The sequence below is a fragment of the Acinetobacter sp. F16 genome, from assembly GCF_052712855.1.
On the sequence record NZ_JBRATK010000016.1, the window covers coordinates 44,435 to 66,299 of the forward strand.

Genomic DNA, 21,865 nt, shown 5'->3' on the forward strand with positions numbered 1-21,865 from the left:
TAAGCAAAACCTGCTCAACAAAAGCACAGTCGTTGTAACAGTATGTCTCATTTTCTAAGGCTTTTATAAAGACTCTTAATGGCTTTACGTATGTTTGATTGAAAACCCGATCCTAATTATGACAAGGTAAAAAACACGAAAGATCACGCAAGATTCGGAATTATTATTTCTACGGAGTATTTTATGCATTCGAAGCTTTTAGGTTTAAGTCTCGTTACAGGACTCATGAGTGCAACTGCATTCGCAGAACCGGCAATTCAACCTGGCGATTCTTTAGAAAGCTTATCTAAAGTTAAAGTGACGACTACCGTGAATGGTCAAGCAGTTTCAATTCAAGATTTAGTGGCAAGCGGTCAAATTCGTCTTGTCGATCCAAGCCAGATCGCTACTGACCCTAATCAAGCTCAAGCTGGGTCTGAGACAGAACAAGTACAAAGCAATTCAGCGACAGATGCAAATGCACCACAAGCTGCAGATCTAAATACAACAGCACAAACAGCTGAAGCCGCTCAAGCAACATCCGAGACAGAAGTTCAAACCACTGCAGCTGTAGATGAAACTGCGCCACAAGCGGCAGACATGAATACAACAGCACAAGTTGAAGCATCACCAGAGCAAGCTAACAATCCTGCTCTCGAGCAAACTGCTCAAGTTGCATCTGAAAATGTAGATCCAATGCAACCTAATGCTGAATTAGCTGCACAACAAACTGAACAAGTGATGGATCAAGAAGCTGCGGCTGCACAAGCGCCAGTGAATGATGCCAGTGAAAATGTGGCTGCTGCCCCAATGACTTCATCTCCTGCTGATGCACCAGTCATTGCTGCAGACGTGAATGCTGTAGATATGTCGCAAACAGATGTAAGCAATGAGTCTGCTGCTGCACCTGTGAATACTGCTGAAACCAATGAAGCATTTGCCGCCACACCTGAAGCCGCACAACCGAGTGATGCTATACAGGCAGCACCGGAAGCTGATCTTAGCGATGCACCGTTGAATGCTTCTCCAGAGGCTCCTGCTGCAGAACAAACAGAGAACTAATCACTCTCTTTTCAGGGCTTTCATCCTCCAGATAAAAAAAACCAAGGATTTTCCACCTTGGTTTTTTTTATGGTCTGCTGTTTAACCCACTAAATTTCTTAAAACATTAGATTTCGATTTGACTGCCCAGCTCAACCACCCGGTTAGGCGGAATTTGATAAAAATCACTCACCGGACTGGTATTGCGCTGCATGGAAATAAACAGTTTTTCACGCCATGGGGACAAGCCTTCTCCCAGCGTATGCACCAGCCGATCACGCGAAATAAAGAAGCTCATTTGCATCATGTCGAAGTCAAAACCTAATTTTCGATAAGCCTGTTGCAGAGCCTCTGGAATATTGGGCATATCTTTAAAACCGTAATACACTGAAATACGATAGAAACGGTCATTCAGTTTTTCGACTTTGGTCCGCTCTTCTTCTTCCACATAAGGAATATCACGGGTCATTACCGTCACCATTATATTCAGCTCATGCAGTACCTTGTTGTGCTTAATATTGTGCAACATGGCATGCGGCACGATATTTGGCGTACCTGTCAGGAAGACCGCGACCCCGGGTACAAACTGGGTTTCCGCACTCATGCCGATACTTTTGATGAACAGGTCGATGGGCAAGGCATCTCTTTCCAAACGTTCCAGCACAATTTCCCGTCCAGCTTTCCAGGTCATCAAAAGGGTATAGACCACTGCACCAATCAAGATTGGCACCCATCCACCGGAAATAATTTTTAATGAGGTGGATGCAACAAAGACCGAATCAATCATTAAAAATGGCACGGCAAATAACAGCACTTTCCACACCGGCCAGCGCCAGAAACCATAGGCCAGAAACGAAATTAAAATCGTACCGCACAGCATGGTCATGGTGACGGCAACCCCATAAGCACTGGCGAGGTTGGCACTATTTTCAAACAATAAAATCAGGATCACCACCGAAATGAACAACACCCAGTTAATGAACGGCAAATAGATTTGACCCTGTTCAACATCCGAAGTGTGATGCACGGTTAAGCGTGGCAAATAGCGCAGTTGAATCGCCTGATTGGTCATTGAGAACACGCCCGTAATCACCGCTTGTGATGCAATGACGGCGGCTGCCGTTGCCAGACCAATCATGGGAAATAAAGCCCAATCAGGAACCAGCATATAGAATGGATTGGCAATCGCGTCTGGGTTACGCAGCAACAATGCCCCCTGTCCTGCATAGTTAAACAGCAGACAAGGTAAAACAATAATAAACCAGGCCAGGCGGATCGGTAAGCGACCAAAATGTCCCATATCGGCATACAGCGCTTCACCACCGGTCATGGTCAGAATGACCGCACCCATGGTCAGGAAAGCCACATAGGGTTGATGGACAACGAAGTTAAAAGCCCAATGCGGACTGACCATGGTCAATACAAATGGGGTTTGAATGATACTCCACACGCCCAGTGCACCAATGGATAAAAACCAAACCATGGTTAATGGTCCAAAGAATTTCCCCATGGTCGCCGTGCCATGCCGTTGTACCAGAAATAATCCCGCCAAAATACCAATCGCCAAAGGCATTAGCCACTGGTTAAACATGGGTGTCGCGATACTTAAGCCTTCAATCGCGGACAAGATAGAAATGGCCGGGGTAATGATGCCGTCACCAAAGAACAGCGATGCACCAATAAATCCTAAAGCAATCAGATAAATCTTTTTGTTCTCGGCAATGCGTGAGGTTCTCAGGTTCAATGCCAATAACGACATAATCCCGCCTTCACCATTATTGTCCGCACGCATAATGATGGTGACGTATTTGAAACTGATGGTCAGCATCATGCACCAAAAAATCAGCGACAAAATTCCAAGCACAGATGCTTCACTAATAGCAAGATGGGCGGTGAGGAAACATTGCCGAAGGGCGTACAGTGGACTGGTACCAATGTCTCCGAATACAACCCCTAGCGCTGCGAGGGTAATCACAGGCAAGGCGGCTTTCTTTGCAGTACTTTGCATATTTTGTCTTCGTTTTTCGACACTATTTTTTCGCCATCATATCACCGAGATAAAACTTTTGCTTTAAATCAATTGTTTCAACTTGGCAGAGGTGCTTTTTTTGGTTATCATCGCGGCGCAATGGTGAGGTGTCCGAGTGGCTTAAGGAGCACGCCTGGAAAGTGTGTATACGTTTGCGCGTATCGAGGGTTCGAATCCCTCTCTCACCGCCAGAATTTAAAAAAGGCTTAAATCGAACGATTTAGGTCTTTTTTTACGCCTGTAGCATAGGATGATGAATAATATCCCGCCAAAGTTGCCGGGATATTTGACGGTAGATTGTTTTATTCAGCATCAATTGCATATTTTTTACATCTTTTAGAAATTTTTAGCGATGATGCACGAAAAAAATTCTAACTTATTAAAAATAGAATGATTAATACCAATTCAGATATTTAAAAGCAGTAAAGCAGACCACTTTTCCTAAACAAATGGGATAATATGATCTAACTTAGGCCCAATATTGAGGATTCATATGAGTTTTTTAACAAAGAAAAATAAAGCGAGCTTTGTATTCTTTATCATCACACTTTATTCATTCATTGGATTCGGTTTGGGCTATATCATTTGGGAATATTTTTTATAAAAGCGTCATTGCGCTGTCCCTTTTAAAATATCCTAAAGCCAAATAGAGCAAATATTTTATGGGGGAGTTGCCGCTAGGTTAAAATTAAAGGGGAAGTTTAGTCGGGTTGCTATCTTCCCTTCGATCATTCTGTATCAGAACTTCTTCCAAAAATTTATTTTCATCTCATCCAGATCATGGATTTATCAAACAGAAAAATAATTCATTGCGCATTTTTACCCCAGTTCATTCCAGCAAATATAAAAATCATGGCTTCTGATATTTCTGATGATGAAATCCATATTTTAAATTTGGTATAGGCAAAGCTGGTTTATTTATATTAGGTTATAAGTGGTACAAAAAATGCTTGGATTGTACAGAACCTTTATAAGGAAAAATGATGAAAAAAACACTTACAGTACTTTCTTTAAGCCTCGGCTTATTACTTCCCCTTTCAACTTTTGCTAAGAATAATGTCGTGGTGGTTGCCACAGGTGGCACGATTGCAGGTGCAGGTGCCAGTTCCACAAATAGTGCAACCTATACCGCAGCCAAAGTGCCTGTTGATGACTTGCTCAAAGCGGTGCCTCAAATTCAGAACCTCGCAAATGTTACCGGTGTACAGGCACTTCAGGTTGCGTCAGAAAGCATTACAGACAAAGAACTTTTAACCATTGCACGTAAAGTCAATGAATTGGTGAAAAAGCCAGATGTAAATGGCGTTGTGATCACCCATGGTACCGATACTCTTGAAGAAACCGCTTATTTTTTAAGCCTGACCGTTCATACCGATAAACCGATTGTGGTCGTGGGTTCTATGCGCCCACCTTCTGCATTATCTGCGGATGGCCCTTTAAATTTATATAGTGCTGTTGCCCTGGCTGCTGCCGATAATGCAAAAGCCAAAGGCGTTTTTGTGCTCATGAATGATGATATTTTTGCAGCACGAGATGTGACCAAAACCATTAACATTCACACCAATGGCTTTGCTAGCCAGTGGGGTGCCTTGGGGACACTGGTCGAAGGTAAAACTTATTGGTTTAGAAATGTCGCGAAACGTTTCAATAATGCATCGGAATTCAATATTGAAAATATTCAGGGGGATGCGCTGCCTCTAGTTCAAATTGTATATGGTTCTGGCAATATGATTCCTGATGCCTATAAAGCTTATGCAAAAGCCGGAGCAAAAGCCATTATTCATGCAGGAACAGGCAATGGATCTGTTGCAAAAAATATTGTGCCGACTTTAAACGAGCTACAAAAACAGGGCGTGCAAATTATTCGTTCATCACGTGTGCCACAAGGCTTTGTACTTAGAAATGCAGAACAGCCTGATGATCAATATAACTGGGTGGTGGCGCATGACTTAAATCCACAGAAAGCGAAATTACTGGCAGCCCTTGCCCTGACCAAAACCCGAGATGCAAAAGAAATTCAGCGCATGTTTTGGGAATACTAATATTTAAGCCAATTGAAGAAAGTATTTAGGGATGCTTTCTTCATTCCTGAGGTTAAAAGTCTTCATCTGTTGATCTAAAATTTTAAAACAACGACTTCCATTTTTTAAAAAAATTTGCACATTTATTCACCTCATTACAAGAGAATATAAAAACTCAAAAAAATGATCATCAAGCTGCAATATTCCGCTGATAATAATCATCTTACAGAACTTTAGTTCAAGGCATAAAAGTCCATTCAGCAGATCAAAAACTGCTATTCGGGAGTAAGCATGAATACCAGCAATAACTATGTAAAACAGATCAAGAATGCGAAACGTGGTGGTTATACCCCAACCCTTGCCAAAGACATGAATAAACATAAAATTCAAAAAGCATTACGTTTAATAGAACAGTGGAGAAAGCTTGCAGATGAACTGAAGCCACAAATGCAAATTGACATGGCTTTAACCTTGGAAGAATGCGCACAAGACTTAGCCCAGATCCTGAGGCCCAAATAAGCATTGTTATCTTTTAAATTCTTTTTGACTTGCCCACCTTTGCCGTGGGTAAGTTTTTTATCTTAAAGCAGGAAAATCAATCGTTCATTTTTTGGCTTGCGTTTTCAGCGAAATTCGCTATCATTCATCCCACGTTGCCGGCATAGCTCAGTTGGTAGAGCAACTGACTTGTAATCAGTAGGTCCACAGTTCGAATCCGTGTGCCGGCACCATTTTATACTTAGCCTCGCTTTTTAGTGAGGCTTTGTTGTTTCTGGGTTTTGGCTTTTCAAAGAATATTTAAAATGTCAGTGCTGATTATTTTTCGCGCTGATTTGCACATACTTGACCCAGCCATCTGCATAAAGCTTGGCGCATAACTTTGCTGTCATGTGAATTTTAAATCCATCCAAGCCTATACTTTGTTGCGGCAATTGCTGCAATGTATGAAAATAATTTGCAAAACCCTGCAAAACGCCTTTAGATAAATCACGGATTTCAATCTCCGTAAAATCATAACTCTGCAAGGTATGCTGCAGCACTGATTCTGTCATTAAATGATTTAAATTCACATCCGCCGCTTTTAACAACCACTCATACTTTTGCTTGTGCAATGAATTTAAATTCAGCCATTTCTCAGACCAGATTAAATAATGAAAACCCAGTCTACCCTTTGAATTTAAAACTGAATTTACTGAATCGAGAAATGAATTCAAATTGGAGTGATAGGCAGCGTCAATACACAGCACCACATCAAAGTGCTGCTTGAAAGGAATGTGTTTTAAATTTAAAAAGGATTGCTGATGAATTGCAGAAATTTGCGGAAAATGTTTTTGAATTTGAATCACACAACTGGACTGCATTTCCACAGCTTCAATGTGTTGAACATGATAATGCTTCTGCCAATGGAGCAGACTTGCACCTTGCCCACAGCCCAAATCCAGCAATCTGTCATTTGAAGTTAAATGGACTGCTTGCGCCAACTGATCTGCCAATTGACGACAAGCCTCGGGATAGGATGACGTTGTATCATCCCAATAACCCAGATTAGTCCAAGCGAGTTCAGCATCATCCCCTAACTGTTTTGCGTTAATCGCATACTTATGTTGTGAAAATTGCTGTTGAATCGCTTGAAGCCATTTCATGGATTAGTAGCCGAGTTGTGGGGCAACCTCAACTTTAGGTTTTAATCCCACAAACGGCAATGGTGCACCCAAAATTTCTGCAATATGCATCGCTGAAGTTACTGCAGATTCGAGTACCGGCAAGCCATCGCAAGACCAGGAACCGCAGTAGAACACTTTACGGTTGAGGTCTTTATGACGCTGCTGGAATTCTTTATTTAAAGCCACGGTTTGAGAGTCCACCACCGCACGGGTTAAGGTAACGCTGGAAATGATTTTTTTAGGATCAATTTCAGTCACCGGTTGCCAGGTTTGGAATACGGGTGTTTTGCCGACCAGACTTGGCTCAACTGAATTCAGCCATACGGTGAACTGTTGGCGGGTAAATTTACGGTCCATCATATAACTGAGCACCGCCCAGTCTTTACGCTTGGGTGGCATCACGGTTTGATCGGTGTGAATCACCAATTGACCCTGTTCAAATCTGAACTGCTTTAACAGCGCAATATCATCTGCAAACTGTTCATTATTTAAAAAGGTTTCAATTTTATTGGTCGGTGTTGCCACAATGACACGATCAAAAACGCGCTGCTCACCTAGTGCATTTTCAACCAGAACCCCATTTTCCTGTTCTTTGACTTGGGTAATGGCAGTACCATTATGAATTTCAATGCCTTTAATCAGCTTGTCGACCAATGCCGGCGTACCACCTTGAAGACGCAGTAAAGCATCGCCATCGGTCAATTGACGCAAGAATGTCAATAAAGGTTTTGCAGGCCAGTCGCCAATGGTTTTTGGGTTACAGGTACAAATGGTATACAGCACCGGCATCACCGCGCCATGCCAGAATACTTCTTCGATATCATTATTATTGATAAATTCGGCCAGGGTAATCTCTTGGTTCTTTGATTTAAAGAATCGAGCGATGGCCGCTTTTAGTTGCAGCATGCCTTTAACCAGGCGCCAACCGTATTGTTGCAGCCCTTTACGGTTATTGATAATCGGGAAATTACCAATCCGGCTACGGGTGGTGGTTAGCCAGGTTTCAGTACGATCTTCAAACAGCCAGCTGCATGCCATATAGGTACGCACGGGGAAAGTGGGTATATCCAGATAGGTCGCCAAACTGAGGGTATTTTTCCACAAATGCGGATTCATGACACGCAAGGGTGCATCAATTAAGCCGCCTTCAAATTCAATGCTATGGCTGTCCATACCACGTCCAGGCAATGCTTCAAAAATAGTTATGCTATGCCCTGCATCTTTAAGAATTCTGGCGGTAGCTAGCCCAGCCATGCCACTACCAATAACTGCAATATCCAAAATTATTATCCGTCAGTTACACATAAGATTCTTGAAATTATGAACCAAGCGAGATTAAAAGGTGGTATTAAAATATTCCAGAATATGTTTTTTTAACAAAACTCATCATGACAGAGATTAGAAAGATTTTTTACATTTATTCACAGCTTAAAAAACTTAAATAAACGTGTGAAATTATTATAATTTTTCAAAATAAATATAAAAAAACCTTTAAAAAAGGATAGATATATTAACCATTATTATAACGATCGGTTTACAAAATCATAAATTTTCGTTATGATACATCACATAATAATTTGACTTTCAGATTCACTTTTAACCCCCATAACTATGCAAATGCTGTAAAAACAACAAAATTCATTTCGCAAAAAGCCCCTAAACATTTAGGGGCTTCTTTATTTTCTGGATAATCAATCCATGGCTAAAATTAACGGGCCACCGGGATCTCACCAAACTTGCCACTATTAAAGTCATTAAAGGCTTGAACGATTTCATCCTTGGTATTCATCACAAAGGGACCATAGCCTTGAATTGGCTCGTTCAAAGGCTGGCCAGTAAGCACCAGAAATTTACTGTCTTTAACCGCCTGCAGTTGAATATCGGCTTCACCGTCTTGAGCAAACATGACAATGGAACTGTCTTGAACATGCTGGGTTCCGTTCAGCTGCATTTCACCAGAGAGCAAGACCACCAGCACATTGTGATCAACAGGCACATGAATGTGATGCAGATGTTCTGCTTTCAGCTCACCATCCCAAACGTTCACAGGACTATAAGTAGAAGCAGGACCGCTATGCTCTGCATCATCCGCTATATAGCGTCCTGCAATCACGCGAATATGTCCTGCACCCTGTTCAAGTTCAATCACAGGAATATCTTGTGCTTCAATGGCCTGATATTTAGGTGCTGTCATTTTGTCTGCCGCAGGCAAGTTGACCCAAAGCTGCACCATTTCAAACAGGCCACCCTTGTTGGCAAATTCTTCATGCACTAAACCCGCACCTGCCGTCATCCATTGCACATCGCCAGTTTTAATCTGGCCGCCACCTCCGGCTGAATCTTTGTGAGTCACCCCGCCTTGATAAGCCAGCGTCACCGTTTCAAAACCACGATGCGGATGTGAACCCACGCCATGCTGCTGCGTGGTCGGGCTAAAATGGTACGGTGCTGCATAATCCAACAGTAAAAATGGACTAATCGCCTGTCCTAAGCGGTCATAGGAAAACAGGTTTTTAACCGGAAAGCCATCTCCGACCCAATGCATGTTCTGGTTACGGTAAACGCCAATAATTTTTTTCATTTCAAACTCCTATCTCTAGGAAACAATATGCGTACATATTAGTCTTTTTAAATACCTCAACATAGCTAAATACCAATACACACCATCTCATTTTTAGGACAAAAATGGGCTTTGCATTTTTACAAAGATTCATTCTTAGCTTAATCCAGCCAAATTATCCTATAAACAATATGATGAATCTCAAATAATCGGGTTTATCCCTAATCATTATCTCATTAATATCAATTCAACCCAGAACATCTAAACAGAGTTCTACTTCTCCACAACACAATTCATGAGGCACAAAAAATGGGCAAACCCTACGTTCGTTTAGACAAAGATAATGCAGCAGTTTTATTGGTCGACCATCAAACAGGATTACTTTCCTTGGTCCGTGATATCGATCCCGATAAATTCAAAAACAATGTTTTAGCACTTGCTGCAGCAGCTCAATATTTCAATCTTCCGACCATTTTAACCACCAGTTTTGAAAACGGCCCAAATGGACCTTTGGTTCCCGAGCTGAAAGAAATGTTCCCCGATGCACCTTATATTGCCCGTCCGGGTCAAATTAATGCCTGGGACAACGAAGAATTCGTAAAAGCCGTCAAGGCCACAGGTAAAAAACAACTGATTATTGCTGGTGTAGTCACTGAAGTCTGTGTGGCATTCCCTGCACTTTCCGCACTTGAAGAAGACTTTGAAGTGTTTGTGATTACCGATGCTTCCGGCACATTTAACCCTTTAACCCGTGATTCGGCATGGGACCGCATGTCTAATGCCGGTGCGCAGTTAATGACCTGGTTTGGTGCAGCCTGTGAATTGCACCGCGACTGGCGTAACGACGTTGAAGGTTTGGGTGCATTGTTCTCAAATCACATTCCTGATTATCGCAACCTGATCAACAGCTATAACCAGCACAGTGCTCAAAAATAAAAATAGTCTTTTAAAATAAGCGGTCTTCGGATCGCTTTTTTGCAGTTCTCAATGTCCATTATTTGGTTGATTTTCAGCTACAATAATCACTATTCCCTAATTCTGTTTTGAGCATGATGTATGCATTCATTTGATGATTATTATTACTTTTTCCTGGTGGTCAAACACGGTGGATTTAGTGCAGCAAGTGAAGCCAGCAATATCACCAAATCCAAACTCAGCCGACGCATTTTAGACTTGGAAAGTCAGTTTAATGTCAGCCTGATTCAACGCTCTACCCGTCATTTTAAGGTGACTGCACTGGGACAGGAATTTTATCAGGAATGTTGCAAAGTCATTGCTCAGGTGGAATGTGCCAATAATATCTTACTGAAACAAAAAAGTGAGCCTCAAGGTTTAATCAAGATCAGCTGCCCTTCAGTGATGATGCGTTTTCAAATTCGCACTTTACTAAATCAGTTTTTAAAAGATTATCCCAAAGTACAGATTGAACTCGAACTGACCAGCCGCCGTGTAGATCTCATTCATGATGATATTGATTTAGCCATCCGCACCAATTTTCAGGCCAATGAAGACTCCAGTCTGATTGTCCGTGATGTGATTAAAACCACGCATTGTTTGGTGGCCAGTCCAGAATTACTACAAGGACGAGAAATCCAGCATTTCACCGAATTACATGGATTTCCAAGTGTGGTTTTGGGCATTCAAAAATCACAATATTATTGGCATTTAAAAAATCGTGAGCATGATGAAGTGATTGATATTCCGTTGCAACCGCGGATTAAAAGTAATGATCTTGCCGGAGTCTACTATGCCGTCCGTGATGGTTTAGGCATTGCCGATTTACCTTATATCACCGTTGAAGAAGACATTAAACAAGGCCAACTGATTCATGTCTTACCGGAATGGTGCTCAAATTTAGGCACTGTGCAGCTGGTCTATGCTTCACGTAAAGGGCAACGTCTGGTAATGGAAAAACTGATTGATTATCTGGTCGAAGGTTTAAGAGGTTTAGCCAAAGATCATTTAGGTTATGCCCTTTAAGTTAATAGATGGGACATATAAAAAATCCAGGAGCTAAGTCCTGGATTCTGTGGGAGATGATCTCAATTTGAGATTAGATTTTACCAATCAAGTCGATTGAAGGCGCAAGTGTTGCGTCGCCTTCTTTCCATTTTGCAGGACATACTTCACCTGGGTGAGCGTGTACATACTGAGCCGCTTTTACTTTACGAAGAAGCTCTTGCGCATCACGACCAATACCACCAGCATTAATTTCAATAATCTGGATTTTACCTTCAGGATCAATTACAAATGTACCGCGGTCTGCCAAGCCTTCAGCTTCAATGAGTACTTCAAAATTTTTCGCCAAAGTCCAGGTTGGATCGCCAATCATTGCATACTGGATTTTTTTGATTTCTTCAGAAGAATCGTGCCAAGCTTTATGGGTAAAGTGAGTGTCAGTCGATACTGAATAAATCTCAACGCCCATTTTTTGGAATTCAGCATAGTTATCGGCCAAATCACCAAGTTCTGTTGGACAAACAAAAGTGAAGTCTGCAGGATAGAAAAACACCACTGACCATTTTCCGATCATGTCTTTTTCAGACACTACAACGAATTCACCATTTTTATAAGCGGTTGCGTTGAATGGTTTTACTTCAGTATTAATTAAACTCATGAGATATTCCTCTAGCTCGTTTCTGGGATTGCTTATCTTGTGAAGCTAGAATACGAAAGTTTCTAAAATAGGTAAAACCGTACTTTTTTATAAAAATTATCGAATTTTTAGATTAATTAATTCTATCAGTTTTCTAAAAATGATTGTTTTGGGCAATAAAAAACCCTTTGCGGTTACAAAGGGTTTTGGATGACGAGTTACCGTTTTAATCTAATTAGAACGGTAGGTCATCATCTAAATCGGCAGGTGCAGCGACAGGCGCAGCAGGTGCAGATTGCGGTGCTTTCGGCTGGAAAGCAGACGGATTATTGTTTGCATAACCACCTTGCTGGTTGTTATTAAAACTACCGCCTTGGTTATTGTTATTATTGTTGTTATAACCACCGCCTTGGTTGTTGTTGAAACGTGGTTGGTTATAACCCGCGTTGTCACCACCCGCAGCTTGTTCACCTTGCTGACGGTTGCTATCTAGCATTTGCATCTGTTCACCACGAATTTCTGTGGTGTAGCGTTCTTGACCGCTTTGGTCTGTCCACTGACGCGTACGCAATGAACCTTCGATATAAACTTTAGAACCCTTACGCAGATATTGCTGTGCAATTTCACCTAAGCGGTTATGCAACACAATACGATGCCATTCAGTTTGCTCTTTACGTTCACCAGTGGTTTTATCAGTCCACGAATCACTGGTTGCAATTGAAAACTGAGTAAGAGAACCACCATTCGGGAAAGTTTTGGTTTCAGGATCTTTACCTAAAGTTCCGACTAAAATTACTTTATTAACACCACGCATCAGACGTACACTTCCTATCTATTTCTATATTTTACTTTATAAGAGTTATGCTTAAATGGCTACATCTTTACCTAACAACTGCGTTAAATCTTGTCGCGCAGCTTCATTTATAAGCTGCTTATCAATTTTAACATAAGCGAATTGCTGATCAGACATCACCACAACCTCTTCAATACCACGAATTGCCAAAAGTTGAGAAGTCCACTCATCCGTTTGTTTTGCCTCGGGTAAACGCAAGACCAAAGACGAAAGATAACGCGGCTGAGCCAGACTAAAGCTGATCAATAACCAAACAATAGCGATCCCAGTTAAGATACTCCAACCCAAGGCAGTATTATTGAGTAACAATAATTGACCACCAATCATGCCACCAAAAAATGCCCCTAAAAACTGACTGCTGGCATTTACACCCATGGCTGTAGCTTTAGACTGAATCGGCGCAGACTTGGATAACCACGAAGGCAACAAGGCTTCCATCACGTTAAAGGCAATAAAGAAGAATCCTAAACCTGCCAATAAGATATATTTGGATTCATAGCCAAAAATCAGCACCAGTAAACCCAGAATGATCCCGCCAATGGCAGTCAGGAAAATGCCGCGCATTTTGCGATATTTTTCCGCCAAAATAATGCTTGGAAAAGCAAAAAACAGGCTGATAATCAATAATGGCAAATACACCAAACCATGACTGGCCAATGGAATATCAGCAAACTGAATCAGTTGCGATGGCATATAAATAAACATCGCAGTCAACAACAAATGCAGCGCAAACACTGAAACATGCAAGCGGTTTAAATCGCCCATTTTCAGCACTTGTTTCAGTTGTGCAAGATACCCTTGCTGATAATTTTTATGATGACGGGTCACTTTGGGAACCAGGAGCAACATGGAAATTGCTGCCAAGCCCATAATGGTGGTCACCCAAAATAGTCCAGAAATACCGACTAAACTGGTGAGCCAAGGCCCAAGGCTAAACGCGAGCATAAAGGAAAACCCAATACTCATCCCCATCACAGCCATGGCTTTGCTGCGCTGTTCTTCACGGGTGACATCGGCTAATAGCGCCATCACCACAGCAGAAACTGCACCACCACCGGCAATCGCACGACCAATGATCACGCCATAAATGGTTTCAGACATCGCGGCAATTGCACCGCCCAGGGCAAACAGCAATAAGCCTAAAACCACCAAAGGCTTACGGCTAAAACGGTCAGCCAGCAAGCTAAACGGAATCTGTAAAATGGCCTGGGTTAAACCATATACGCCAACCGCCAAACCAATCAGCGCAGGTGTTGCCCCTTGATATGACTGTCCTGCTACGGAAAACACAGGAATAATCATGAACAAGCCCAGCATACGCAGCGCAAAAATACTGCTTAAGGCAAAGGTTGAACGGCGTTCTAAAGCATTCATCATATCAATAAGCTTGGTTTTATGAGTTTAATTTCGATGGGCTATCCTACAACATTCATGTTATGGATGTTGAGTTATTCAAAGATCAGCCGCGATAAAAAAGGGCGCATTTTTATGCGCCCTTATTGTAACCGTTTTTCTTAAAAAAGGATTAACCGATCCGTTCTTGACGCTTGCTATATTGAATCGATGCAATGACTGCCCAAACAATAAAGGCCACACCAATCAAACCCGTCACGACTTCTGGTACATGCAGGCCAGTACCGCTCGCCAGCATAATGAATGCCAAAGCACCAATCGCGTAATGCGCACCATGTTCAAGGTAAATATAGGCATCCAGTGTGCCTTTTTCGACCAGGTAAATCGTCATTGAACGCACGAACATGGCACCAATGGCAAGACCCAGCATAATGATCACAACATCAGATGTAATCGCAAATGCCCCAATTACACCATCAAAACTGAACGATGCATCCAGCACTTCAAGGTAAATAAAACCACCAAAACCGGCTTTAATCACACCTGTAGAGGCACCACTGGCATCATGTGCCACAGCATTACCCTGTTCATCAATTTCAGGTTCACCGCCTAACAAGTGACTCAGTACTTGAACCCCAATGTAAATGACGATCCCCCAGATTCCTGCCATGGTCACGGCTAAACGTGATGCTTCATCGACATTGGCCGCCATAACCAGCAAGCCAATTAATGCAAGGAATACTGACATTGCCGGCACGTTGGCTAGATGAGACAAACGTGCTTCAAGCCATCTAAACCAGTGCGTATCTTTCTCGCTATCCAGGAAGAAATTCAGAAATACCAGTAATAGGAACGAGCCACCAAATGCTGCAATTTCAGCATGATGGGCCATCAGTTTTTCTGAATAACTAATTGGATCATTCAGTGCCATTTGCACGACTTCAAGCATGCCCATGTCCGCAGTGACTGCAACAATCACAATCGGGAAAACCAGACGCATGCCGAATACCGCAATAACAATACCGACAGTTAAAAAGATCATTTTCCAGAAATGATCCCAACCGCGTAGTACCGAGGCATTGACCACCGCATTATCGAAAGAAAGCGACACTTCCATGACTGCTAAAATCGCAGTAATGGTCAACGCCGTGAACATGGTCTTTAAACCTGCTTCCGGGCCGTGCGTAAAGCCCCAATATGCAGATATAGCCAGACACACGATCGTAAAAATGATTGAGAAACCAAAATGTTTCATCATGATAGATCGACCTATGAACAAATATGTAAGAGTAAATTCGGTAAAACTTAAAAAAGAGCTTAAGATTTTATGCGCACAATTATGACGACTTTTTGGTATTAATCCAAAATTCTTCGTAGGATTTTTTTCAAGAGAAATATACTATTTATGCGACTTGATATCTTGGCGTGAAAACTCTTGTTATAGTCCCGGCTTCTGTAAATTCTTCTTTTAATATCGACAGGATGATGAGATGAGCTTTTCTCAAGAGCTATGGCAGCGAAATTTGGCTTTATATCAAAAAACTTTAGCCCTGCCATTTAACCAGGAACTTGCACAAGGTACGTTGAGCAAAGACGTTTTTAGTCATTATGTGATTCAGGATGCGCATTATTTACTGGCTTATGGACGTGCACTGGCAGTTTGTGCTGCCAAAGCCTTCGAAGCCGATGACGTAATTCAGTTTGCGGAAGCTGCCCGAATCGCCATTGTGGTTGAACGCAGTCTGCATGATGACTTTATGCAAGAATTTGGCATTACCAAAGAAGAATTTAGAACCACCCCGCTGACTTTAGCTTGTCATCATTACACTTCATTTTTAACCGCTACAGCCTGGTCTGAAAGCTATCCGGTGGTCTTGGCTTCTTTACTGCCATGTTTCTGGATTTATGCAGAAGTGGGTAAAGATATTGTTGATAATTCAATACCGAATAATCCGTACCAAGCTTGGGTCGATACCTATGCAGGTGAAGAATTCAATGACGCTGTACGTAACGTGATTGCCACGGTTGATAAAGTCGCTGCACGTTGTGATGCCGATACGCTTGAGAAAATGCATCATGCCTATACTACGGCTGCCAAACTGGAATGGTTATTCTGGGATAGCGCCTATGATCAACGCCAGTGGTTAGGTTTGGATGAGTTATAAAATTCGATCGTCCGTATCTAAATTCCTCTTATCCTTCAATTCGTGGTCAAGATTATTTTACTTCCGCTTTGAAAGTGGGGCTGAATTTTAAAAGCTCCTCCCTTTTTCAAAGGGAGGTTGGGAGGGATTGATTTTTACTGCTGAAACATCTGCCAGCCATAAATCAGCCCGGCTGCTGCCACAATCCAGCAAAGTGTTGCTACACCTAAACATGACCATATCGACATCTTCGTGGCCAGTACATAAACCATCAATAGATAGATGGCATAGGGAATTAACGACCATAAACCGAATAATGCAGTTTTCTGTAAAGCTGCTGCACCCTGCTGCTCTGACACAATCACATGTGCAATCAATGCAAAAGTCGGAAATAACGGCACCAGTCCTGCAATATAAAATGCCTTGCTTTTAGAAAGTATCGAAATCAGCAGTACCACTGCAGCACCTAATATACATTTCAAAAATAAAGGCAACATATTCACAGATCCAGGGGACAAACGTTTTGAGAAATGAATTCCAGGCCAATCCTTATCCCTAGAATACATTCACCACAATTAAGGCAATCAATGCAGGTAGTGCCTGAATATAAATAATCTTTTTACTGGCGGTGATGCCCCCATAAATTCCGGCAATTAAAACACAGCCTAAAAAGAAGTTAGCAAGAGCAGTCGCATAAGCTTCAGGTGCAAGCAGCGACCAAATCAGACCTGCCGCTAAAAAGCCATTATAGAGTCCCTGGTTTTGCGCCAAAACTTTGGTCAATTTTGCCTTTTCGAGATTATTGCCAAAGGCTTTCATTCCAGCAGGTTTATCCCACAGGAACATTTCAAGAACCAAAAAATAAACATGCAGCAATGCAATCAGCATGATTAAAATTTTCGCAATCATCGTTCTTATTTCCCTTTTTATTTTGATGCTATTGTGCTGTGATTTTGCTTTTTTAGCGATACCTTCTGCAACACGATTCACATTAAAAGTAACTTATTCAGACTTGTGACTGTCTAGAAAGCTCGCTACAGTCTTATAAAACTTAATTAAATTGATTTAGCCGACACAATATGTCGCTAAAAAATGATTTTATTCAACTTGAACAAAATTAAATCGCTATCATATATAACCTTCAATTTGCACATTACCGAGATGTTTTATGAGCCAAAGTCATATCCGTATTCGAGGCGCACGTACCCATAACTTAAAAAATGTGTCACTCGATATTCCACGCGACAAATTCGTGGTGATTACGGGACTCTCAGGCTCAGGTAAATCTTCCTTAGCTTTTGACACTTTATATGCTGAAGGTCAGCGCCGTTATGTGGAATCACTGTCTGCCTATGCACGCCAGTTCCTTTCGCAAATGGAAAAACCGGAAGTCGATTCTATTGAAGGTTTAAGTCCTGCAATTGCGATTGAACAGAAATCTACCAGCCATAACCCACGTTCAACTGTGGGAACAATCACGGAAATTTACGACTATTTACGTCTTTTATATGCCCGTGTCGGAACACCGTACTGTCCTGAACATGACCTGCCGATGGTGGCACAAACTGTGTCTGAAATGGTCGATGCGGTTAAAAATCTGGAAGAAGGCACGGCTTTAATGCTGCTTGCACCTGTGGTGCGTGAGCGTAAAGGTGAATACACCAACCTGTTTGAACAACTGCAAAGCCAGGGTTTTGTCCGCGCCCGAGTAGATGGTGAAATTGTTGAAATTGACACCCCGCCCGAACTGGACAAAAAGAAAAAGCACACGATTGAAGTGGTGGTTGACCGTTTTAAGGTGCGTGATGATTTAGGCAACCGTATTGCTGAATCTTTTGAAACTGCGCTGCGTTTAGGTGGTGATATCGCGATTTTATCGTGGATGAAAGATGAACAGGTGGATCGCGTATTCTCGGCAAAACACTCTTGCCCTGAATGTGACCGTGCGGTTGCTGAACTGGAACCACGTTTGTTCTCGTTCAACAATCCATTTGGTGCCTGCCCGGTCTGTGACGGTTTAGGAACCCGCAGCCATTTCAGTGCTGAAAAACTGATTCCAAACAATGAAGTTTCAATTAGCCAGGGCGCTATTCGTGGCTGGGACAGACAACGTCCGTATTACTACAGCATGATTGAAAAAGTTGCAGCACATTTTGGCTTTTCTTTGGATACACCGTGGAATGAACTGGATGCCGACACCAAAAAGAAATTCCTTTACGGAACAGGCAAAGACAAGGTTGATTTAAGCTATATCGATGAGCGTGGTCGTCAGCATAAGCGGGTGCAACCTTTTGAAGGCATTCTGCCGCATCTAGAACGTCGCTACCGTGAAACTGAATCAAATTATGTACGTGATGATTTAGCCCAATATTTATCCAATGCAGCCTGTGATGCCTGTGGCGGTTCACGTCTGAATGAAATTTCACGTAACGTCCGGGTCAAGGACAAAACCATCGCGCAAATTACCAAAATGTCGATTGGAGATGCCGAAAGTTACTATCAGGATTTAAACCTTGAAGGTGCCAAAGGCGAAATTGCCGACAAGATTTTTAAAGAAATCCGTGAGCGTTTGCACTTCCTTGTTTCTGTCGGTTTGAACTACTTAAGTCTGTCGCGTTCTGCCGAAACCCTGTCGGGTGGTGAAGCACAGCGTATCCGTTTGGCCTCGCAAATTGGCGCCGGTTTGATGGGTGTGATGTATGTACTGGATGAACCTTCGATTGGTTTGCATCAACGTGATAATGATCGTCTGCTTGAAACCCTCGTTCGCTTGCGTGACTTGGGCAATACCGTACTTGTGGTTGAGCATGATGAAGATGCCATTCGTGCGGCAGACCATATTATTGATATTGGCCCGGGTGCCGGTGTGCATGGCGGTCATATCATTGCCGAAGGTACCTATGAAGAAATTTTGGCAAATCCTGACTCGCTCACAGGCAAATATCTTTCAGGCAAGTTAAAAATTGAAGTGCCGAAAGTGCGTACTCAACCACCCAAACCTGAGGAAAGAATCAAGTTGATGGGTGCTGCCGGTCATAACTTGCAGAATGTTGATTTGACCATTCCTTTAGGCATTATGACCTGTGTGACGGGTGTGTCAGGTTCAGGTAAATCGACCCTGATTAACCGTACCCTTCTACCGCTTGCCGCAACGCAATTGAACGGTGCAACCACTTTAACCGCCGAAAAATTCGATTCGATTGATGGCTTACAGTTCCTCGATAAAGTCGTGGATATTGACCAAAGCCCGATTGGACGTACACCACGTTCAAACCCTGCAACCTATACAGGTTTGTTCACCCCGATTCGTGAATTGTTCGCGCAAACGCCTGAAGCCAAAGCACGTGGTTATGCCGCGGGCCGTTTCTCGTTTAACGTGAAAGGTGGACGTTGTGAAGCCTGTGAAGGCGACGGCATGATTAAAGTGGCGATGCACTTCTTACCAGATATGTATGTACCTTGCGATGCCTGTCATGGCGACCGTTATAACCGTGAAACTTTAGAAGTCGGTTATAAAGGCAAAAATATTTCCGATGTTTTAGGCATGACTGTTGAAGATGCAATGCATTTCTTCGAAGCCATTCCCGTGATTCACCGTCGTTTGGAAACTTTGACTCAAGTCGGTTTGGGTTATATCCGTCTAGGTCAATCTGCGACCACCCTTTCAGGTGGCGAAGCACAACGTGTGAAATTGGCACGTGAGTTGGCAAAGCGTGATACGGGTAAAACCTTATATATCCTGGATGAACCGACCACAGGTCTGCATTTCCATGATATCGCCAAGCTGTTAGACATTCTGCATCAACTCCGCGATAAGGGTAATACCATTGTGGTGATTGAGCACAATCTGGATGTGATTAAAACTGCGGATTGGGTGATTGATTTGGGTCCTGAAGGTGGTGCGGGTGGCGGTATGATTATCGCCGAAGGTACGCCTGAACAGGTGGTGAAATCTAAGGTTTCACATACAGCGAAGTTCTTGAAGCCGTTATTGAAATAAAAAAATTTAAAATTAAGAGTATGATAAAATTAAATTAATTTACTTTTATCATACTCAATAATGAATACAAATATTGATTTTTCCACTTGGGAAGAACGCCTAAGTTATCAAGAATTCCCACCAAAATCTGAAAATGGTTTTGCTTCCCCTTACTCTCAAGATAGAGCAAGAATTATCCATAGTGCTTCTTTCCGACGTTTACAAGCAAAAACTCAAGTTCTCGGTCTTGGTGACAGTGATTTTTATCGAACTCGCCTTACTCACTCTATGGAAGTGGCTCAAATTGGTTCTGGTATTTGTGAAAGGCTACGAAATAAATATGAAAATGAATCTTTTGAAAAATGGATTCCTTCATTACATTTAATTGAAGCTATTTGTCTAGCTCATGATATTGGCCATCCAGCTTTTGGACATGGTGGTGAAATTGCTCTTAATTATTGTATGCAATCCTATGGTGGTTATGAAGGTAATGGCCAAACTTTAAGAATTGTTTCAAGATTAGGAGAATTTGATTCGAAATATGGTTTAAATCTAACTCGTAGAACAGTTTTAGGATTAATTAAATATCCTTCTATATACACTAACGTATTTAATTTAGAATTTGAAAAACTTCAAGAATCATCAGATACACTCAATTTAGATGCCTATAAGCCACCTAAATGTATTCACAAAGAAGAAGAAGATATATTACGTTGGGCTTTAGAACCATTTAGTGCTAATGATAAAAATTTATACCAATCTATCTCGAAAAGTCAGATTCAATTAAATGATGACTTAAGCAACCGAGCTGACATCAAACATCACAAAACATTATATAAATCATTTGATACATCCATTATGGAATTAGCAGATGACATTGCTTACGGCATTCATGATCTCGAAGATGCTGTTGCATTAAAATTAATTACTAAAGATTCTTGGCATGATGAAAAACTATTAAATAAAGGTTCTGAAAGTGTTCATCAAATTATGCAGAAGAATTTAGATGAGAATTCTTTCAAAATTCTTAAATTAGCTTCTGCTGATGAATTAAGTAATCTACTATTTAAAGGTGATAAAAATTCACGAAAGCATGCTATTAGTAAATTAGTCCGCTTGCTTGTACAAAATATTTATATTGATGAAAATAGTGAATTCGATCACCCACTTTTAAGTTATCAAGCCAAATTACCTGCAAATATCAAAACAATATTAGATACTCTGAAAAATTTCGTCTTTGAAATTGTTGTCAAATCTCCAGAGGTACAATTACTTGAATATAAAGGCCAAAAAATTGTCTTAGAGCTATTTAAAGTATTACAAGCAAATCCTAAACGATTATTGCCTAAAAACACTTATGAACAATTTTTAAATTCCGATAATAAAAATCGGGAAATATGTGATTTTATTGCAGGAATGACAGATAATTATGCTACAAAGATGTATCAAAAATTATTTATGCCATCTGTTGGATCTATTTTTGATAAATTGTAATAACCCCAATAAAAGAACTGATTACATAAATATAGAATCAGTTCTTTTATTCTAGGGCGTGTCCTCATTTTGCTTTGCACCAAATAAACAAACAAGCCAAGAACAACATGGACTTATAATTACGAGCCAACTTTTCAAAACGAGTGGCAATA

The 21,865-nt window shown here is 41.6% G+C and carries 19 protein-coding genes and 2 tRNA genes; 11 read left to right on the forward strand and 10 right to left on the reverse strand.

Translation table 11 applies throughout. The features are described 5' to 3' along the window. Positions 1-183 precede the first annotated feature (183 nt). Positions 184-1,041, forward strand: a complete 858-nt coding sequence (locus ACU0NF_RS10175) for a hypothetical protein (protein ID WP_445661048.1) — start codon at positions 184-186, stop codon at positions 1,039-1,041. Between the two features lie 106 nt (positions 1,042-1,147). Here the strand turns inward: ACU0NF_RS10175 and ACU0NF_RS10180 are convergent, their stop codons facing one another. Continuing rightward, positions 1,148-3,028, reverse strand: coding sequence for a potassium transporter Kup (locus ACU0NF_RS10180; protein WP_131267695.1), 1,881 nt, complete (start codon positions 3,026-3,028; stop codon positions 1,148-1,150). A 122-nt stretch (positions 3,029-3,150) separates the two neighbouring features. On the opposite strand from ACU0NF_RS10180, the gene ACU0NF_RS10185 reads away from it, so the two are divergent. From ACU0NF_RS10185 to ACU0NF_RS10205, 5 genes are all read left to right on the forward strand, one after another. Continuing rightward, positions 3,151-3,240, forward strand: a tRNA-Ser gene (locus tag ACU0NF_RS10185). A gap of 302 nt (positions 3,241-3,542) precedes the next feature. Then, complete coding sequence (locus tag ACU0NF_RS10190; protein WP_131267706.1) at positions 3,543-3,653, forward strand: hypothetical protein; 111 nt, start codon at positions 3,543-3,545, stop codon at positions 3,651-3,653. Between the two features lie 379 nt (positions 3,654-4,032). Next, positions 4,033-5,091, forward strand: a complete 1,059-nt coding sequence (locus ACU0NF_RS10195) for a type II asparaginase (protein ID WP_445661049.1) — start codon at positions 4,033-4,035, stop codon at positions 5,089-5,091. 270 nt (positions 5,092-5,361) lie between these two features. Continuing rightward, positions 5,362-5,589, forward strand: coding sequence for a hypothetical protein (locus tag ACU0NF_RS10200; RefSeq protein ID WP_131318928.1), 228 nt, complete (start codon positions 5,362-5,364; stop codon positions 5,587-5,589). Between the two features lie 136 nt (positions 5,590-5,725). Beyond that, positions 5,726-5,801: transfer RNA gene (locus ACU0NF_RS10205), tRNA-Thr, on the forward strand. A gap of 75 nt (positions 5,802-5,876) precedes the next feature. Here ACU0NF_RS10205 and ACU0NF_RS10210 read toward each other — a convergent pair. The 3 genes from ACU0NF_RS10210 to ACU0NF_RS10220 form a co-directional block, all read right to left on the reverse strand. Next, the gene (locus ACU0NF_RS10210; protein ID WP_445661050.1) at positions 5,877-6,713 is read right to left on the reverse strand and encodes an SAM-dependent methyltransferase; all 837 of its coding nucleotides are present in this window, start codon (positions 6,711-6,713) and stop codon (positions 5,877-5,879) included. Positions 6,714-6,716: 3 nt separating this feature from the next. Next, on the reverse strand, positions 6,717-8,015 hold the full coding sequence (locus ACU0NF_RS10215; protein ID WP_445661051.1) for an FAD-dependent oxidoreductase: 1,299 nt from the start codon (positions 8,013-8,015) through the stop codon (positions 6,717-6,719). 427 nt (positions 8,016-8,442) lie between these two features. Next, complete coding sequence (locus ACU0NF_RS10220) at positions 8,443-9,315, reverse strand: pirin family protein (RefSeq protein ID WP_445661052.1); 873 nt, start codon at positions 9,313-9,315, stop codon at positions 8,443-8,445. Between the two features lie 288 nt (positions 9,316-9,603). On the opposite strand from ACU0NF_RS10220, the gene ycaC reads away from it, so the two are divergent. Beyond that, the gene (ycaC, locus tag ACU0NF_RS10225) at positions 9,604-10,230 is read left to right on the forward strand and encodes an isochorismate family cysteine hydrolase YcaC (RefSeq protein ID WP_131384851.1); all 627 of its coding nucleotides are present in this window, start codon (positions 9,604-9,606) and stop codon (positions 10,228-10,230) included. Positions 10,231-10,350: 120 nt separating this feature from the next. Further along, complete coding sequence (locus ACU0NF_RS10230) at positions 10,351-11,274, forward strand: LysR substrate-binding domain-containing protein (RefSeq protein ID WP_445661053.1); 924 nt, start codon at positions 10,351-10,353, stop codon at positions 11,272-11,274. Positions 11,275-11,347: 73 nt separating this feature from the next. On the opposite strand, the gene ahpC is transcribed toward ACU0NF_RS10230, so the two are convergent. The 4 genes from ahpC to ACU0NF_RS10250 form a co-directional block, all read right to left on the reverse strand. Continuing rightward, positions 11,348-11,911: an alkyl hydroperoxide reductase subunit C gene (gene ahpC, locus ACU0NF_RS10235; protein ID WP_445661054.1), complete on the reverse strand. Its 564-nt coding sequence runs from the start codon at positions 11,909-11,911 to the stop codon at positions 11,348-11,350. Positions 11,912-12,125: 214 nt separating this feature from the next. Beyond that, positions 12,126-12,704: a single-stranded DNA-binding protein gene (gene ssb, locus ACU0NF_RS10240; RefSeq protein WP_445661055.1), complete on the reverse strand. Its 579-nt coding sequence runs from the start codon at positions 12,702-12,704 to the stop codon at positions 12,126-12,128. 51 nt (positions 12,705-12,755) lie between these two features. Continuing rightward, positions 12,756-14,120 carry an MFS transporter gene (locus ACU0NF_RS10245; RefSeq protein WP_445661056.1) on the reverse strand — a complete coding sequence of 455 codons (1,365 nt, stop codon included), beginning with the start codon at positions 14,118-14,120 and terminating at the stop codon, positions 12,756-12,758. Positions 14,121-14,268: 148 nt separating this feature from the next. Beyond that, positions 14,269-15,354, reverse strand: a complete 1,086-nt coding sequence (locus tag ACU0NF_RS10250; protein ID WP_445661057.1) for a DUF475 domain-containing protein — start codon at positions 15,352-15,354, stop codon at positions 14,269-14,271. 232 nt (positions 15,355-15,586) lie between these two features. On the opposite strand from ACU0NF_RS10250, the gene tenA reads away from it, so the two are divergent. Further along, positions 15,587-16,261, forward strand: a complete 675-nt coding sequence (gene tenA, locus ACU0NF_RS10255) for a thiaminase II (protein ID WP_370983690.1) — start codon at positions 15,587-15,589, stop codon at positions 16,259-16,261. Between the two features lie 134 nt (positions 16,262-16,395). On the opposite strand, the gene ACU0NF_RS10260 is transcribed toward tenA, so the two are convergent. Both ACU0NF_RS10260 and ACU0NF_RS10265 read right to left on the reverse strand, forming a co-directional pair. Continuing rightward, positions 16,396-16,737: a GlpM family protein gene (locus ACU0NF_RS10260; protein ID WP_131384867.1), complete on the reverse strand. Its 342-nt coding sequence runs from the start codon at positions 16,735-16,737 to the stop codon at positions 16,396-16,398. 58 nt (positions 16,738-16,795) lie between these two features. Next, on the reverse strand, positions 16,796-17,149 hold the full coding sequence (locus tag ACU0NF_RS10265; RefSeq protein WP_131384869.1) for a DUF1304 domain-containing protein: 354 nt from the start codon (positions 17,147-17,149) through the stop codon (positions 16,796-16,798). Between the two features lie 259 nt (positions 17,150-17,408). On the opposite strand from ACU0NF_RS10265, the gene uvrA reads away from it, so the two are divergent. Together uvrA and ACU0NF_RS10275 are read left to right on the forward strand one after the other, a co-directional pair. Next, complete coding sequence (gene uvrA / locus ACU0NF_RS10270) at positions 17,409-20,240, forward strand: excinuclease ABC subunit UvrA (RefSeq protein WP_445661058.1); 2,832 nt, start codon at positions 17,409-17,411, stop codon at positions 20,238-20,240. Positions 20,241-20,300: 60 nt separating this feature from the next. Then, positions 20,301-21,713, forward strand: coding sequence for an anti-phage deoxyguanosine triphosphatase (locus tag ACU0NF_RS10275; RefSeq protein ID WP_445661059.1), 1,413 nt, complete (start codon positions 20,301-20,303; stop codon positions 21,711-21,713). Positions 21,714-21,865: the final 152 nt, after the last annotated feature.

Bases quoted from the DNA above. Each gene is read 5' to 3' on its own strand.
- ACU0NF_RS10175 (WP_445661048.1), top strand. From the start codon at position 184: ATGCATTCGAAGCTTTTAGGTTTAAGTCTCGTTACAGGACTCATGAGT.
- ACU0NF_RS10180 (WP_131267695.1), bottom strand. From the start codon at position 3,028: ATGCAAAGTACTGCAAAGAAAGCCGCCTTGCCTGTGATTACCCTCGCA.
- ACU0NF_RS10190 (WP_131267706.1), top strand. From the start codon at position 3,543: ATGAGTTTTTTAACAAAGAAAAATAAAGCGAGCTTTGTATTCTTTATC.
- ACU0NF_RS10195 (WP_445661049.1), top strand. From the start codon at position 4,033: ATGAAAAAAACACTTACAGTACTTTCTTTAAGCCTCGGCTTATTACTT.
- ACU0NF_RS10200 (WP_131318928.1), top strand. From the start codon at position 5,362: ATGAATACCAGCAATAACTATGTAAAACAGATCAAGAATGCGAAACGT.
- ACU0NF_RS10210 (WP_445661050.1), bottom strand. From the start codon at position 6,713: ATGAAATGGCTTCAAGCGATTCAACAGCAATTTTCACAACATAAGTAT.
- ACU0NF_RS10220 (WP_445661052.1), bottom strand. From the start codon at position 9,315: ATGAAAAAAATTATTGGCGTTTACCGTAACCAGAACATGCATTGGGTC.
- ycaC (WP_131384851.1), top strand. From the start codon at position 9,604: ATGGGCAAACCCTACGTTCGTTTAGACAAAGATAATGCAGCAGTTTTA.
- ACU0NF_RS10230 (WP_445661053.1), top strand. From the start codon at position 10,351: ATGCATTCATTTGATGATTATTATTACTTTTTCCTGGTGGTCAAACAC.
- ahpC (WP_445661054.1), bottom strand. From the start codon at position 11,911: ATGAGTTTAATTAATACTGAAGTAAAACCATTCAACGCAACCGCTTAT.
- ssb (WP_445661055.1), bottom strand. From the start codon at position 12,704: ATGCGTGGTGTTAATAAAGTAATTTTAGTCGGAACTTTAGGTAAAGAT.
- ACU0NF_RS10245 (WP_445661056.1), bottom strand. From the start codon at position 14,120: ATGATGAATGCTTTAGAACGCCGTTCAACCTTTGCCTTAAGCAGTATT.
- ACU0NF_RS10250 (WP_445661057.1), bottom strand. From the start codon at position 15,354: ATGATGAAACATTTTGGTTTCTCAATCATTTTTACGATCGTGTGTCTG.
- tenA (WP_370983690.1), top strand. From the start codon at position 15,587: ATGAGCTTTTCTCAAGAGCTATGGCAGCGAAATTTGGCTTTATATCAA.
- ACU0NF_RS10260 (WP_131384867.1), bottom strand. From the start codon at position 16,737: ATGTTGCCTTTATTTTTGAAATGTATATTAGGTGCTGCAGTGGTACTG.
- ACU0NF_RS10265 (WP_131384869.1), bottom strand. From the start codon at position 17,149: ATGATTGCGAAAATTTTAATCATGCTGATTGCATTGCTGCATGTTTAT.
- uvrA (WP_445661058.1), top strand. From the start codon at position 17,409: ATGAGCCAAAGTCATATCCGTATTCGAGGCGCACGTACCCATAACTTA.
- ACU0NF_RS10275 (WP_445661059.1), top strand. From the start codon at position 20,301: ATGAATACAAATATTGATTTTTCCACTTGGGAAGAACGCCTAAGTTAT.